Origin of the sequence: Actinokineospora sp. HUAS TT18 (assembly GCF_051364635.1) — a bacterium.
Lineage (GTDB): Bacteria > Actinomycetota > Actinomycetes > Mycobacteriales > Pseudonocardiaceae > Actinokineospora.
On sequence record NZ_CP195645.1, the window covers coordinates 2,083,842 to 2,097,208 of the forward strand.

Consider the following 13,367-nt stretch of genomic DNA (forward strand, 5'->3'; position numbering starts at 1 on the left):
TCGGCCGTGGTGGTCCCGCTCGAACCGTCCAAGTCAGCGCGGCTGGAGCGACTACGCGGACTTCACCCCCGGTCGTCTTGACTTCGTCGGTGGAGCACGCGGGCGGGCCTTGCGACGGTATGCCCGCGCGGAAGGGACATGGCGATGACGGTTGACCTGGAGACATCGCTGGAAGTCGCGGGCGACCAGTCCGCGAATGCGACCCGCTCGACCACACCACGTGGGCGGGCGCTGGTGTTGTCGGCAGCGGCGGTGGCGGTGTTGTTGGTCGGCGCCGCGATCGGGATGCTGATCACCTTGGCCCGGGTCGGCTCGGCCGCGCCGCCGGAAGCGGGGTCCGTGGACGTCGGGTTCGCCCAGGACATGTCGGTGCATCACATGCAGGCGGTGTCTCTGGCCGGGTGGGCGCGGGACCACAGCGTCGACCCGGCGATCCGGCAGTTGGCGTTCGACATGGAGCTCACTCAGCAGGGCCAGGTCGGTGCCATGTCGGGCTGGCTCGACCAGTGGGGTCAACCGCAGTTGCCCGAGGGCGGTCGCTACATGGCGTGGATGGCGGCCGATGCCGGGCACGGCCACGCCGGCGCCGCATCGGCCACGGTTCCTGCGGGCGGCGTAGCGCTGATGCCGGGGATGGCCACCCGCGACGAGATCACCCGGATGTGGACGATGTCCGGCCGCGAACTGGACGTGTACTTCCTGCAGTTGATCCTGCGCCACCACGGGGGTGGGTCCGCGATGTCGCGGTACGCGGCGACCAACGCCGCCCAGGACGTGGTGCGCACTTTCGCCGACAAGATCGTGATCTCGCAGACAGCGGAGATGACGACGATCGAGTCGATGCTCGCCGACCGCGGCGCGCGGCCTCTTCCCTAGGAGGCGGGGCGGGACCGCCACCCGGCGATCCCGCCCCGCATTCAATCCTGTCTGCACTCCTCCATCGCCCGCCTGGTCATGTCGCGCTCGCGAACCTGCGCAGGCGCAGGCTGTTGGTGACCACGAAGACCGAGCTGAACGCCATCGCCGCGCCCGCGAGCATCGGGTTGAGCAGGCCCGCCGCGGCCAAGGGCAGCGCCGCGACGTTGTAGGCGAAGGCCCAGAACAGGTTCACCTTGATCGTGGCCAGGGTGCGCCGTGACAGGCGGATCGCGTCGGCGGCGGCGCGCAGGTCGCCGCGGACCAGGGTGAGGTCGCTGGCCTCGATCGCGGCGTCGGTGCCGGTGCCCATGGCCAGGCCGAGGTCGGCGGTGGCCAGCGCGGCGGCGTCGTTGACGCCGTCGCCGACCATCGCCACCACCTTGCCCTCGCCGCGCAGCCGGGCGACGACGTCGGCCTTGTCCTGGGGCAGGACCTCGGCGATCACCTGGTCGATGCCGACCTCCTTGGCGACGGCCTCGGCGACGGCCCGGTTGTCGCCGGTCAGCAGGATCGGGGTGAGTCCGAGGTCGCGCAGCATCCGCACCGCCTGCGCCGACGTGGGTTTGACGGTGTCCGCCACGGTGATCACCGCGCGCGGGACCCCGTCCCACGCGACCGCCACGGCCGTCTCGCCGCGCGCCTCGGCAGCCACCTTGGCGGCGGCCAGGTCGTCGGGCAGGTCGAGGCTCCACTGCCGCAGCAGTTCCGCGCGGCCGACCACGACCGCGTGGCCGTCCACAACGCCCTGCACACCCAGGCCCTCGGTCGCGGTGAAGTCCTCGACCGCGGGTAGCTCGACCCGCTTTCGGGCGCCCGCTGCGATCGCTTGGGCGATCGGGTGTTCCGAGGCGTGCTCGACCGCGCCCGCCAGCCGCAGCGCCGTCGTCTCGTCGACACCGTCGGCGGTGATGACGTCGACCAGTGCCATCTTCCCGGTGGTCACCGTGCCGGTCTTGTCCAGCACGACGGTGTCGACGCGGCGGGTGGACTCCAGGACTTCCGGCCCCTTGATGAGCAGGCCGAGCTGGGCGCCGCGGCCGGTGCCGACGAGCAGCGCGGTCGGCGTGGCCAACCCGAGCGCGCACGGGCAGGCGATGATCAGCACAGCCACGGCGGCGGTGAACGCCGCCGACGGCCCCGCGCCCGCGCCGAGCCAGAACGCCAGGGCCATCGCCGCGAGCCCGATGACGATGGGGACGAAGATGCCGGAGACCCGGTCGGCCAAGCGCTGGACCTGGGCTTTCCCTGCCTGCGCGGCCTCGACGAGCTTGGCCATCTGGGCGAGCTGGGTGTCGGCGCCGACCCGGGTGGCCCGGACCACGAGCCGCCCACCCGCGTTGACGGTCGCGCCGACCACCGGGTCGCCGGGGCCGACCTCGACGGGCACCGACTCGCCGGTGAGCATCGAGGCGTCCACCGCGGACTTGCCGTCCTCGATCACCCCGTCGGTGGCGACCTTCTCCCCCGGCCGGACGACGAACCGGTCGCCGACCGCGAGCTGGTCGACCGGGATCCGGACCTCGGCGCCGTCGCGCAGGACCACGACGTCCTTGGCGCCGAGTTCCAGCAGCGCGCGCAGCGCCGACCCGGCCCGGCGCTTCGCCCTGGCCTCGAAATAGCGGCCGGCGAGGATGAACGTGGTGACCCCGGCGGCGACCTCCAGATAGATGTTCGCCTCGCCGCCCATCCGCTGGATGGTCAGCTCGAACGGGTGCGTCATCCCCGGCACACCCGCGGTACCGAAGAGCAGGGCGTAGAGCGACCAGCCGAACGCGGCGAGCGTGCCCAGCGAGATCAGCGTGTCCATGGTGGCCGCGCCGTGGCGCAGGTTGACCCAGGCCGCCTGGTGGAACGGCCACGCCGCCCAGACCACGACCGGGCCCGCCAGCGCCAGCGAGATCCACTGCCAGTAGGTGAACTGCAGCGCCGGAACCATCGCCATGGCGATGACCGGCACCGACAGGACGATCGACCCGATCAGCCGCTGCCGAAGCGGGTCACTCGTGGGTCCCGCCGCGGGCTCGATCTCGGGCAAGGTCGCGGTGTACCCCGCGGCCTCGACCTGCGCGACCAGTTCGGCGGGATCGACCCCGCCGGGGTAGGTCACCTTGGCCTTCTCGGTGGCGTAGTTGACCGTCGCGGTCACGCCGTCGAGCTTGTTGAGCTTGCGTTCGACCCGGTTGGCGCACGACGCGCAGGTCATGCCGCCGATGGCGAGTTCGATCTCGGCCGGGCGGGACGACACGACGTTCGCGGTCATGATTCCCTCCGCTCTCAGTTGTGGCCGTGCTCGGCCGAGGCCGAAGTGGATGGTGCGGCTGTGGGTGTTGTTCCATTGGTGGACAACGTGAACTCGGCCGTACGCACGACACCGTTGTGTCGGAAGTCGAGAAACAGCCGGTAGACCCCGGCGCTCGGGACCTCGGCGAAGAACACGACATCGGGACCGGGCCGGGTCTTGCCGTCGCCTGGCGCGCCCTCGGGGTGCACGTGCAGGTAGGCGAGGTCGCCACCGCGCAGTGCGACCAGATGGCCGTACGAACCGAGATACGGCTGCAAATCGTCGACCGGCTTGCCGTCCTTGAAGACCGACAGCGTCACCTTGGACGACGAGCCGGACACGAGGTCACCCGCGAGCCGAACCTCATACCCGTCCACCGTGGCCACCCGGGACTCCCGGTACTCCACCGGGACACTGTCGCCGGGAACGGTGAGGTCGACGCCGAGGGTCACCGGCTCCGACCCGGTCGGCGCGAAGTCGGCGAAGGCGCGATAGCTGCCCGCCTGCGGCAGGTTCAACGCGACCGTCCAGGTGCCGTCGGCAGCCATCGTCGGATGGACGTGCTGGAACCCAGAGGTGTCACGCCGCACGACAATCAGGTGCAACGGCTTCTCGTGCTCGATGTCGAACGCGGTCAGCGCCTCTCCCCCGGGCTTGGTGATCCGGAACGAAAACGGCTGTGCGGAGCCCGTGGACAGCGTCGCGTGGGTGGGCGTGAAAGTGAATCCGCCCCTGGACGACGCCAGCCCCTTGGGCAGGTCGTTCGGCGTGCTCTCCGCGACGGTGCCGCCGTGGGCCCCGCCATGTCCGTCGGCCTGCGCGGCAGACTCGACAGACAGGGGGCCGACAGCCGTGCCGATCGCCCAGGCGCCACCGGCGGCCAGGGCGAGCGCGACACCGTAGGCGGTGAGCTTCGCTGCTGTATTCATGTCTTTGTCCTTACCTCACCATCGGTTCTAGGCGGTCAGCGTGTATCCGGCTTCCTCGACCGCGGCGCGAACCTCGTCATCGGACAGCGCCCGAGCACTGTCCACAGTGACCGCGCCGGTGGGAAGGTCGATCTTGACGGCGGTGACGCCGTCGATGCGGCCGACCTCGTCGCGGACGGACTGGACACAGTGCCCGCACGTCATGCCGGTGACGGTGTAGGTGATCTGGGACATGCGACTACTCCTCTATGTGGTGGGGACCGGGAATCAGGAGCGCACGAGGCGGGCGATGGCCGCGCTGGCCTCCCGCACCTTCTCGTCGGCGATATCGCCGCCTTGGGCGATCGCCTCGGCGACGCAGTGCTTGAGGTGCTCGTCGATCAGCCCGAGCGACACAGCCTGCAGCGCCTTGTTGGCTGCCGAGATCTGCGTGAGCACGTCAATGCAGTACTCGTCTCCCTCGATCATCCGCTGCAGGCCGCGGATCTGACCTTCGATCCGCCGCAGTCGCTTCAAGTAGTCGTCCTTATCGGACGTGTAACCGTGCATCCCATACCTCCTTCATCCGTCACCAACATACCCCCAGGGGGTACCAAGGACAAGGAGTTAAATGTGTTGCGACGCCCACACGGCGATGCTAGGTTCGCTATACCCCCTAGGGGTATTTTGCATCGCGACGGCTCGGAGGCTGAGATGACCGAACACCACCACACGCATGAACACACCCACGACGCCGCATCCGGCGGAGTCAGCTGGGGTATGGCCGCTTCGGCGACGCTGCACTGCCTCACCGGCTGTGCGATCGGCGAGGTGCTCGGCATGGTGATCGGGACCGCGCTGGGCTGGGGCAACGTCGCCACGATCGTGCTGGCGGTGGTCCTGGCGTTCATCTTCGGCTACGCGCTGACGATGCGCGGCGTGCTGCGCGCCGGGGTGGGCTTCCGCCAGGCCCTGAAGGTCGCGCTGGCCGCCGACACGGTGTCGATCGCGGTGATGGAGGTCGTCGACAACGCCATCATGATCACCGTGCCCGGCGCCATGGACGCGGGCGTGGCCAGCTTGCTGTTCTGGGGCGCGCTGGCGTTCGCACTGGCCGTGGCGTTCGTGGTCACCTGGCCGATCAACCGCTGGATGATCGGGCGCGGCCTCGGCCACGCCGTCGTCCACGCCTACCACCACTGACACCGCTATCCGACGATGCGGCGGGCACCGATGTAGTGCCCGTCGCCGCGGATCGACCGGATGTCGACGAGTTGGCCCTCGGTCGGCGCGTCGATCATCTTCCCGGCCCCGACGAACATGCCGACGTGGTGGATGCGCGACGGGTTCCCCGTGCCGTCGTCGTAGAAGACCAGGTCTCCGGGTAGCAGCTCGTTCATCGCGACCGGACGGCCGAGGGTGAACTGGGCTCGGCTGGAGTGCGGCAGGGAGATGCCCGCCTTCGCGTAGGCCCACATCATCAGGCCCGAGCAGTCGAACTCGTTGGGGCCGACCGCCGCCCACTCGTACTCCGCGCCGCGCCGGTCGAGCGCCGCCTGCAGCGCGGTGTCCGCCGCACCCGGCGGCCCCAGGTAGACGCCGTTGTCCTTGACCTTGGCCATCTCCGCCCTGTCGGCCGCCGGGAGCGCGTTGAGCGCCCGTTTGACCTCGACGATCTGCTTGTCCAGGTCCGCGCGGCGGTTCCTGATCTCCACGATCAGTCGCTCGGCCGACGAGGTGGCCTCCTGCGACCGGCGCTGGGCGTCCGCGGCGTTGGCGCGGCCCTGCTCGGTGCTGCGCACAGCGGTGACCATGCGGTCGAGGGCTTCGCTGTTGTCGGTGGAGAGCATCTGCAACGCGGCGGCACGGTCGAGGAAGTCCTCTGGGCTGTCGCCGGTGAGCAGGGCGGAGATCTTGGAGAACCGGGCACCTCGGAACGTGGCGGCGGCCAGCTGGTCGACCTGGCCGCGGAGGCGGACCTGGTCGGCCTCGGCCACCTTCTGTTGTTCGGTGGCCGCGGCGAGATCGGCGGTGGCCTTCTCCAAGTCGGCCCGTTTGATCTTGAGGTCATCCGTGGCTTTGAGCAGGTCTTCGTCGGTTTGGCCCGCCAGTTCGGCGAGTCGTTCGTAGCGCGCCTTGGGATCTTCCGGAGTGGTCGGCTGCGCTGAGGTGGGCGGCGCGGTGATGGTCACCATGGCCAGCACGGCGGCCGCGGCCGCTGTCGAGCGGATGGATCGTCGGAAGTACACAGGTATTGCCCTAACTGGTGGAAGTGGTTGTGGTCGCGACGAAGGTCAAGCGACGGTGATGACGCCGGTGTACATGCCCATGGCGCAGGAGTATTCGAGGGTGCCCGCGTCGAGGACGCCGAGGTCGATGCGGGTCTCACCCCGCACGGGCAGCGTCTTCTCGATACCCAGCGACGGCACGACCAGCGCCCGGACACAGCCCTGCGCGTTCTGCGAGCGCACCAGCAGTGTCGTCGGCACACCGGCGCGCGCGGCGACGTTGGGCGGCCGGTAGGACCCCGTGGTCGCGATGATCTCGACGACTTGGCCACCGTCTTGGTCGACTGTCGTGGCGCCCTGGTCGGCCTCGCCGCCGCTCGCGGACAGAAGCCTGCTCGCCGCCAGCGGCGACCCGGAGACCTCCAGCCCGCCGTTGACCGTGTACAGCCCGGTCGCGAGCAGGATGATCCCGGTGGCGACGGCCAGCTTGCCGCGCCAAGCGGTGGCGGCCTTCCGGGCCGCGTACCCGAGCAGCGCGAACAACGGGCCGGTCCCGAGGACGAACACGGCCATGACCGCGGCGCCGGAGAGCGCCGACCCGGAGGTCAGCGCCAGCGCCTCGACCGACAGCGTCACCCCGCACGGGATCGCGACAGTGGCCAAGCCCAGCACAGCGGGGGCGAACGCGGCCCGCGACCGCGATCGGTTACGCACCATGCGCATCCACGGCAGCGGCGGCATGACCACGATCCGCCGGAAGCCGGGCACGTCCAGCTGCGCGAGGCCGAAGACGATGATCAGGGCACCCGCGGCGAACTGCAGCGCCGTGCGGGTGCCGAGCGAGAGCTGCACCGCGCCGCCGACCGCGCCAAGCAACGCCCCGAGGATTGTGTGCGACACGAGTTTGCCCGCGAGGAACCCGCCGACCGGGGCGAGGTCGTCACCCAGTCGCGCGAGCGCGGAACGCCCGGCGGGCACCTCCTCCTCGGCGCGTTGGCGGGCGACGAGCCCGGCGAGCAGGCCGCCTTGGACGGCGGCGCAGGAGATACCACCGGCGAACAGGCCGGTGAGCAGGACAGCGAGAAGATCCACGGCAGCGTGCCTTCCGTGTGAACGTCGGAACCGGAGTCGGACGTCCGAACACCGCGAGCGGATTCGGACAGACCTCTCCTACGTGCGCAGCACGCAGAGCCGGTTCAGATCAACACGGGGAAAGACAATCGCGGATCGCGCGCCGGTTCGGCGCGCGGGCAAGGCACGCACCTGGACGTCGAGCGCGCCGGTCAACCTCGCGCAGACGAGGAGGATGGCGACCGTCACCGACACACACAGCGCGAGAAGCCCGGTCGGCGCGCCCTCATCATGGTGTGTCGGCGCCAGAGCACCTTCGACGATCGCGACGGTGCCGGTGACCGACTCGGCCAGGTGCGTCGCGGCGTGGCCCGCGGCCTGGCTGCCGTCGGAGGCGCAGTGGAATCCGAACATCGCCCCGGCGACGAGGAACAGCGCGACCAGCAACCGGACGAGCGCCGCTCGCCTGGGCCGACTGGTCATCGTCTCGGGCACCCGGACAGCGTACGTGCGAGCGCAATAGCATCCGGAACCAGCCCTGGCGGGGTTTCCGGGCGGTTCCCAGCAAACCGCGTCGTACCGCCATGGGTGAGATCTGGCGCACTGTCCAAAGCGCTTTCGACGAGTGCTGCTACGTTGGCGACCGTGGGGATTCACTCGACTCCGCGGGGTAGTCGACGTACTGTTTTCCGATCACTGCTGTCCATCGCGGTGATCGGCGTCTTCGCTTTCCTCGGGGTGATTTGCCCGCCGCACCAGCACGTCAGCCAGGTGGCGTCGGTCGACTTCGCCGAGCACACACATCGCGGCATCGCCAGCTGCCATTCGACGCACCCCGACTACCTCCCCACCTCGGCGGGCACGGCGCAGGCGAACACGTTCGACGAACGCCTCCCCCTGTCTGTGCTCGACGTGCCCGCCGAATCCAACGACGCGGCAGGGCAGGCTGGAGTCCGCGGAGGCGGCCACGCCACGCAGCGAAGACACCACCCGCCCGGCCGTCGTCTGCTGATCGAGATCTCCGTTTCACGGTCCTGACAGGGCCATCCGAACAAGCCGTCGCGCTTTCGCGCCAACGGCTGATTCGGCATGCCGTCAACCGTCAGGAAGTCCACGCAGCCGTGGATGAACCGAATCGAGAATTCGATGAGCAAAACCGTGTCCTCGCACGGCGTCTTCACCTTGGCAGGTTCTCCCGCGCAGGTGATCGCAGGCGCCGCGACCTGCCACAACCCGGCAAACGCGGTCGGCAATACCCCCGTGCTCAGAATCGAACAGCCGCTGAGCCCCCTTGGGCGCGGTTTCTGGGCGAAATTGGAAGGCTTCAATCCAGGTGGGATGAAGGACCGGCCCGCGCTGCACATGGTCGGCCAGGCCAAAGCGCGGGGTGACCTCCGGCCAGGCGCGATGATCGTCGAGTCGACGAGCGGCACGCTCGGGCTCGGCCTCGCGCTCGCGGGCATCGTCCACGGGCACCCGGTCACGCTGGTGGCCGATCCCGGGATGGAACCGATGATGCATCGGATGCTGTGCGCCTACGGCACCTCGGTCGAGATGGTGACCGAACCACATCCGGTCGGCGGTTGGCAGCAGGCGCGACGGGACCTGGTCGCCGAGATCCTCGACCGCACACCCAACGCCTACTGCCCTGACCAGTACAACAACCCCGACAACGTGGCCGCCTACGAACCGCTGGCCCTGGAGTTGGTGTCCCAACTCGGCCGCGTCGACGTGCTGGTGTGCTCGGTGGGCACCGGCGGCCACTCGGCCGGGGTCGCCCGCGTCCTGCGCCGCTACTTCCCCGACCTGCGACTCATCGGCGTCGACACCGTCGGGTCGACGATCTTCGGCCAGCCCGCGGGGCCGAGGCTGATGCGCGGGCTGGGATCGAGCATCCTGCCCCGCAACGTCGACTACGCCGCGTTCGACGAGGTCCACTGGGTAGCGCCGGGCGAAGCGGTCTGGGCGTGCCGGAAGCTGGCCGCGTCCCACCACGCGACGGGAGGATGGAGCGTCGGCGCCGTCGCGCTCGTCTCTGGGTGGATCGCCAGGGAGAACGAGCCGCACACCCGGATCGCGGCGGTGTTTCCCGACGGCCCGCACCGGTACTTCGACACCGTCTACAACGACGAGTTCTGCGCCGCCCACGGTCTGCTCGACGTCGAGCCGCCCGCCGAGCCCGACGTCATCGCCGAACCAGGCGACAGGGTCGTCTCCCGATGGACGCGGTGCGCGACGGTGGCCGATCCGGCTGTGGTGGCCGGGTGTGCGCCATGACGGGCATCGTCACCCAGTTCCGCTCGTTCGGCAGGCCGGTGCGGCTGCTGGTGCTCAACCAGTTCACGATCAATCTGGGCTTCTACATGCTGATGCCCTACCTGGCCATGCACCTGTCGAGCGACCTCGCGCTTGCGGGCTGGGTCGTGGGACTCGTGCTCGGCGTCCGCAACTTCGCCCAGCAGGGGATGTTCCTGATCGGCGGCACCTTGGCCGATCGCCTCGGCTACAAACCGCTCATCGTGGCCGGGTGCGCGTTGCGGACCGGCGGGTTCGCACTGCTCGGGTTCGTCGACACCGTGCCCGCCCTCGTCCTGGCGTCGGCGGCGACCGGATTCGCCGGGGCGCTGTTCAACCCGGCGGTCCGGGCCTATGTCGCCCACGACGCCGGGCAACGGCGGGTGGAGGCGTTCGCGCTGTTCAATGTCTTCTACCAGGCGGGAATCCTGCTCGGGCCGGTCGTGGGACTGGCGTTGACCGCGTTCGACTTCCGGCTGACCTGCGTGGTCGCCGCCGCGGTGTTCGCCGTGCTGACGGTCCTGCAGATCAGGTCGCTGCCCCGGCACGTCCCCGAGCCCGCGGCGAACACGGTGCCGGTCACCCGCGTGTGGCGGTCGATCGCCGCCAACCGCGCGTTCGTGCTGTTCTCCCTGGCCATGGTGGGCAGCTATGTCCTGTCGTTCCAGGTCTATCTGGCGCTGCCATTGGAGGCTCGGCGGGTCGTAGGCGAGGGCGACGCCGGCACGGCACTGGTCACCGCGCTGTTCGTGGTGTCCGGGATCATCGCCCTCATAGGACAGTTGAGGGTGACAGCGTGGTTCAAGCGGCGACTGGGGCCCGCCCGGAGTCTGACGGTCGGCCTGACGCTGATGGGCGCGGCTTTCCTGCCGCCCGCCATGACGTCGGGCTCGGACTCGCCGTTCCTCGCGGGCACCGCGCTGGTGGTGTGCGCGGCGCTGCTGACGCTCGGAACGATCGTGGTGTTCCCGTTCGAGATGGACACGATCGTGACCTTGGCCGGTGACCGGCTCATCGCGACCCATTACGGGCTCTACAACACAATCGTCGGCGTCGGGATCCTGCTCGGCAACCTGTTCACCGGAGCCGCGCTGGACCTCGCCGACGACGCACGGGTGCCCGCGGTGCCGTGGCTGGTGATGGTCGGGATCGGGGCAGGCTGCGCCCTGTTCCTCCACCGACTGGGCTCGACCGCGGCCGAGCAACGCTCCCCAGCCGTACCCGGGGCCGCCGCTGGAGGTTAACCTCGACGGTATGGAGGCGAGGACGCACAGCACGCTGCTTCGGTGGCTGCTGCTGTGCGCCCTCGCCATCGGCGTCATCGGCATGCACCACATGGCGACCACGTCCGCCGATCCGGTACCGGGCATTGCTTCCCACTCGGTGACGTCCCACATGGACCATGACGGGCCGGAGTCCGGATCGGACCCACGGCAGCCGGTGCACGACCTGGCGCACTGGTGCATGGCGGTGCTGTTCACCTTCGCAGGCACCGCGCTGATTCTTGTGGGCCTGTTCGTGGCCTACGCCATGGCTGTACGCGTAGTGCCCGCGGCGTGCAGGCGCCTGGCCCGCAGCCACGGGCCGCCCGGCGGGCGATTACTCCTCACCTCGGTGTGCGTGCTCCGCATATAGGAGCAGGCGGGATCTCGAACGCCGTCAAACGCACATCGGACTTGGAGTACCGAAATGAAGACAACTCGCCTTGCCGTCGTCGTGTTCGCAGTCGCTGCCTTGGCCAGCGCCTGCGGCGATGACGCCATGCCAGGGATGCAGCACGAGACCACAACCGCGTCGTCCGCCGCGGGCAGCCAGAACGAGCACAACGACCAGGACATCACCTTCGCCCAGGACATGATTCCCCACCACGCCCAGGCGATCGACATGGCCAAGCTGGTCGCGACCCGGTCGACCAACCAGCAGGTGGTGGATCTGGCCAACCAGGTCGAGAACGCCCAAGACCCGGAGATCAAGCAGATGCGGGCATGGCTGGGCGAATGGGGCGCGCCGTCCACGGCGCCGTCCCCCAGTCACGGCGGCGACCACGGCTCAATGCCGGGGATGATGTCGTCGGAGGAGATGACCAAGCTCGAATCGCTCAGCGGGGCCGAGTTCGACCGCGTGTGGCTGGGCATGATGATTCGCCACCACCAAGGCGCAGTCGAGATGGCCGAGACCGAACTCGCCAAGGGACGCAGCGATGAGGCCAAAGCACTGGCCCAGCGCATCATCGACACCCAACGCGGCGAGATCGACGTGATGCAGGACCTGATCACGGCCTGACGTCGTCGGGGCGGGGCGTACGCACGCCCCGCCCCGCTGCGACGAGGCCGCGGGGCTTGTACACCGCCAGCACCGTGGCGCCGAGCAGGAGCAGCAACGCGACGCTCGCGTGCAGGACGTGGGTTGGATCCCGAAGCAGCGCAAGATCCGCCGTTGAGAACTCCGACCGGCCCGCGACCCCGGCGAAGAAGTCGATCGACCGCGTGTACAGCAGGAGGAACCCGGTCGCGACGAGGTTGATCACCAGCTTGAACAGCACCCAATAGTGCTTCACCAATCCCCACTGGCTACCCAGCGACGACACGAGTCCCGACAGCAGCGACGCCAGACTCAACGGGACTACGACGGTCCAGGCCAGCAGCCCCATTGCCAGGTAGACTCCACGGACCAGTGCCGCGTCACCACTGGTGAGGCCGGTCAACGCCAGGACCAGATAGGCCCCCACCGCGCCGACCCAGCCGACCGAGAACACCACGTGCAGCGTGAGCGCCAGCTTGCGCACCCGCGGAGACATGGTCATGCCGACACCGAGATGCCCGTGAGGCCGAGGTGGCGGCCCGGACCGTGCGACCCGAACACCCCCGTCGCCATCAAGATCACCAATACCGCGATCACGATGCCCACCGCGATCACCGTGACCTTCACCCAACGCGGCATCCGGGGCTCGACTCCGTCATCCGCGCGCTCGATATCGTCCATGCGCCCAGTTTTGCGAGACACGATGTCTCTGTCAAGACAGCTTGTCTACGAATCGAGACGTATGCTTACCCGGTGCCGAAACTGTGGAGCGAGACGATCGAGGGCCACCGCCGCAGCGTGCGCGACGCCACCCTGGACACCGCGGCGATGCTCGTGGCCCACCACGGCCTCGCCGCGGTGACGATGTCGAGGATCGCCCAGGAGACCGGCATCGGCCGAGCCACCCTGTACAAGTACTTCCCCAACGTGGAAGCCATCGTCCACGCGTGGCACGAGCGGCAGGTCGCCCGTCACCTCGAACACCTGGCGAACGTCCGCGACACCGCGGGCGAGGACCCAGCCAAGCGCCTCACGGCCGTCTTAGACGCCTACGCCGACATCCAGCACGAGCGAGCGGGACACCACGGTCAGCATCACGGCGTCGAACTCGCCGCCCTCGTCCACACCGGCCCGGAGACCGCCGACGCCCGCGCCCACCTGCGCGACATGATCCGAGACCTCCTCCACGCCGCCACCCACGCGGGAAGCGTCCGCGCCGACATCCCGCCCACCGAACTCGCCGACTTCTGCCTGCACGCCCTTGACGCGGCCACCCACGCGCCATCCCGATCCGCGGTTCGACGACTGGTGGCCGTGACTACCGCCGGGCTGCGCCCGTCTTCGTGACCTCACCAGAAAGCCGAC

17 protein-coding genes are annotated in these 13,367 nt (G+C 69.3%); 8 read left to right on the plus strand and 9 right to left on the minus strand.

Annotated features, from left to right (window positions below):
• Positions 1 to 144 precede the first annotated feature (144 nt).
• Positions 145 to 876: a DUF305 domain-containing protein gene (locus ACSHT8_RS09255; RefSeq protein ID WP_436499659.1), complete on the plus strand. Its 732-nt coding sequence runs from the start codon at positions 145 to 147 to the stop codon at positions 874 to 876.
• A gap of 76 nt (positions 877 to 952) precedes the next feature.
• Here the strand turns inward: ACSHT8_RS09255 and ACSHT8_RS09260 are convergent, their stop codons facing one another.
• The 4 genes from ACSHT8_RS09260 to ACSHT8_RS09275 are packed head-to-tail and all read right to left on the minus strand — an operon-like array spanning position 953 to position 4,677.
• On the minus strand, positions 953 to 3,178 hold the full coding sequence (locus tag ACSHT8_RS09260; RefSeq protein ID WP_436499661.1) for a heavy metal translocating P-type ATPase: 2,226 nt from the start codon (positions 3,176 to 3,178) through the stop codon (positions 953 to 955).
• Between the two features lie 14 nt (positions 3,179 to 3,192).
• Positions 3,193 to 4,128, minus strand: coding sequence for a hypothetical protein (locus tag ACSHT8_RS09265; protein WP_436499663.1), 936 nt, complete (start codon positions 4,126 to 4,128; stop codon positions 3,193 to 3,195).
• A 27-nt stretch (positions 4,129 to 4,155) separates the two neighbouring features.
• On the minus strand, positions 4,156 to 4,362 hold the full coding sequence (locus ACSHT8_RS09270; RefSeq protein WP_436499665.1) for a heavy-metal-associated domain-containing protein: 207 nt from the start codon (positions 4,360 to 4,362) through the stop codon (positions 4,156 to 4,158).
• Positions 4,363 to 4,395: 33 nt separating this feature from the next.
• Entirely contained in the window at positions 4,396 to 4,677 is a 282-nt protein-coding gene (locus ACSHT8_RS09275; protein ID WP_436499667.1) for a metal-sensitive transcriptional regulator, read from the minus strand.
• Between the two features lie 144 nt (positions 4,678 to 4,821).
• Here ACSHT8_RS09275 and ACSHT8_RS09280 point away from each other — a divergent pair, with 144 nt between their 5' ends.
• On the plus strand, positions 4,822 to 5,310 hold the full coding sequence (locus tag ACSHT8_RS09280) for a DUF4396 domain-containing protein (RefSeq protein WP_436499669.1): 489 nt from the start codon (positions 4,822 to 4,824) through the stop codon (positions 5,308 to 5,310).
• Between the two features lie 5 nt (positions 5,311 to 5,315).
• Here the strand turns inward: ACSHT8_RS09280 and ACSHT8_RS09285 are convergent, their stop codons facing one another.
• From ACSHT8_RS09285 to ACSHT8_RS09295, 3 genes are all read right to left on the minus strand, one after another.
• Positions 5,316 to 6,356, minus strand: a complete 1,041-nt coding sequence (locus tag ACSHT8_RS09285; RefSeq protein WP_436499671.1) for an NlpC/P60 family protein — start codon at positions 6,354 to 6,356, stop codon at positions 5,316 to 5,318.
• A 45-nt stretch (positions 6,357 to 6,401) separates the two neighbouring features.
• Positions 6,402 to 7,427, minus strand: a complete 1,026-nt coding sequence (locus ACSHT8_RS09290) for an urease accessory protein UreH domain-containing protein (RefSeq protein WP_436499673.1) — start codon at positions 7,425 to 7,427, stop codon at positions 6,402 to 6,404.
• 78 nt (positions 7,428 to 7,505) lie between these two features.
• Complete coding sequence (locus ACSHT8_RS09295) at positions 7,506 to 7,901, minus strand: hypothetical protein (RefSeq protein WP_436499675.1); 396 nt, start codon at positions 7,899 to 7,901, stop codon at positions 7,506 to 7,508.
• Positions 7,902 to 8,117: 216 nt separating this feature from the next.
• Between ACSHT8_RS09295 and ACSHT8_RS09300 the strand changes: the two genes are divergently transcribed.
• From ACSHT8_RS09300 to ACSHT8_RS09320, 5 genes are all read left to right on the plus strand, one after another.
• Positions 8,118 to 8,444, plus strand: a complete 327-nt coding sequence (locus tag ACSHT8_RS09300) for a hypothetical protein (protein WP_436499677.1) — start codon at positions 8,118 to 8,120, stop codon at positions 8,442 to 8,444.
• A 108-nt stretch (positions 8,445 to 8,552) separates the two neighbouring features.
• Complete coding sequence (locus tag ACSHT8_RS09305) at positions 8,553 to 9,683, plus strand: PLP-dependent cysteine synthase family protein (protein ID WP_436499678.1); 1,131 nt, start codon at positions 8,553 to 8,555, stop codon at positions 9,681 to 9,683.
• Entirely contained in the window at positions 9,680 to 10,945 is a 1,266-nt protein-coding gene (locus tag ACSHT8_RS09310) for an MDR family MFS transporter (RefSeq protein ID WP_436499680.1), read from the plus strand. Before ACSHT8_RS09305 ends, ACSHT8_RS09310 begins: the two co-directional genes overlap by 4 nt.
• 10 nt (positions 10,946 to 10,955) lie before the next feature.
• On the plus strand, positions 10,956 to 11,336 hold the full coding sequence (locus ACSHT8_RS09315) for a hypothetical protein (protein ID WP_436499682.1): 381 nt from the start codon (positions 10,956 to 10,958) through the stop codon (positions 11,334 to 11,336).
• 54 nt (positions 11,337 to 11,390) lie between these two features.
• Positions 11,391 to 11,984 (plus strand): DUF305 domain-containing protein, encoded by a 594-nt coding sequence (locus tag ACSHT8_RS09320; RefSeq protein ID WP_436499684.1) that lies wholly within the window; start codon positions 11,391 to 11,393, stop codon positions 11,982 to 11,984.
• Here ACSHT8_RS09320 and ACSHT8_RS09325 read toward each other — a convergent pair.
• Positions 11,974 to 12,486, minus strand: coding sequence for a DUF2269 domain-containing protein (locus ACSHT8_RS09325; protein WP_436499686.1), 513 nt, complete (start codon positions 12,484 to 12,486; stop codon positions 11,974 to 11,976). The two genes, ACSHT8_RS09320 and ACSHT8_RS09325, sit on opposite strands and share 11 nt — an antisense overlap.
• Before the next feature lie 14 nt (positions 12,487 to 12,500).
• Complete coding sequence (locus ACSHT8_RS09330; RefSeq protein WP_436499688.1) at positions 12,501 to 12,683, minus strand: hypothetical protein; 183 nt, start codon at positions 12,681 to 12,683, stop codon at positions 12,501 to 12,503.
• 72 nt (positions 12,684 to 12,755) lie between these two features.
• Here ACSHT8_RS09330 and ACSHT8_RS09335 point away from each other — a divergent pair, with 72 nt between their 5' ends.
• Entirely contained in the window at positions 12,756 to 13,349 is a 594-nt protein-coding gene (locus tag ACSHT8_RS09335) for a TetR/AcrR family transcriptional regulator (RefSeq protein ID WP_436499690.1), read from the plus strand.
• Positions 13,350 to 13,367: the final 18 nt, after the last annotated feature.

Bases quoted from the DNA above. Each gene is read 5' to 3' on its own strand.
- ACSHT8_RS09255 (WP_436499659.1), top strand. From the start codon at position 145: ATGACGGTTGACCTGGAGACATCGCTGGAAGTCGCGGGCGACCAGTCC.
- ACSHT8_RS09260 (WP_436499661.1), bottom strand. From the start codon at position 3,178: ATGACCGCGAACGTCGTGTCGTCCCGCCCGGCCGAGATCGAACTCGCC.
- ACSHT8_RS09265 (WP_436499663.1), bottom strand. From the start codon at position 4,128: ATGAATACAGCAGCGAAGCTCACCGCCTACGGTGTCGCGCTCGCCCTG.
- ACSHT8_RS09270 (WP_436499665.1), bottom strand. From the start codon at position 4,362: ATGTCCCAGATCACCTACACCGTCACCGGCATGACGTGCGGGCACTGT.
- ACSHT8_RS09275 (WP_436499667.1), bottom strand. From the start codon at position 4,677: ATGCACGGTTACACGTCCGATAAGGACGACTACTTGAAGCGACTGCGG.
- ACSHT8_RS09280 (WP_436499669.1), top strand. From the start codon at position 4,822: ATGACCGAACACCACCACACGCATGAACACACCCACGACGCCGCATCC.
- ACSHT8_RS09305 (WP_436499678.1), top strand. From the start codon at position 8,553: ATGAGCAAAACCGTGTCCTCGCACGGCGTCTTCACCTTGGCAGGTTCT.
- ACSHT8_RS09310 (WP_436499680.1), top strand. From the start codon at position 9,680: ATGACGGGCATCGTCACCCAGTTCCGCTCGTTCGGCAGGCCGGTGCGG.
- ACSHT8_RS09315 (WP_436499682.1), top strand. From the start codon at position 10,956: ATGGAGGCGAGGACGCACAGCACGCTGCTTCGGTGGCTGCTGCTGTGC.
- ACSHT8_RS09320 (WP_436499684.1), top strand. From the start codon at position 11,391: ATGAAGACAACTCGCCTTGCCGTCGTCGTGTTCGCAGTCGCTGCCTTG.
- ACSHT8_RS09330 (WP_436499688.1), bottom strand. From the start codon at position 12,683: ATGGACGATATCGAGCGCGCGGATGACGGAGTCGAGCCCCGGATGCCG.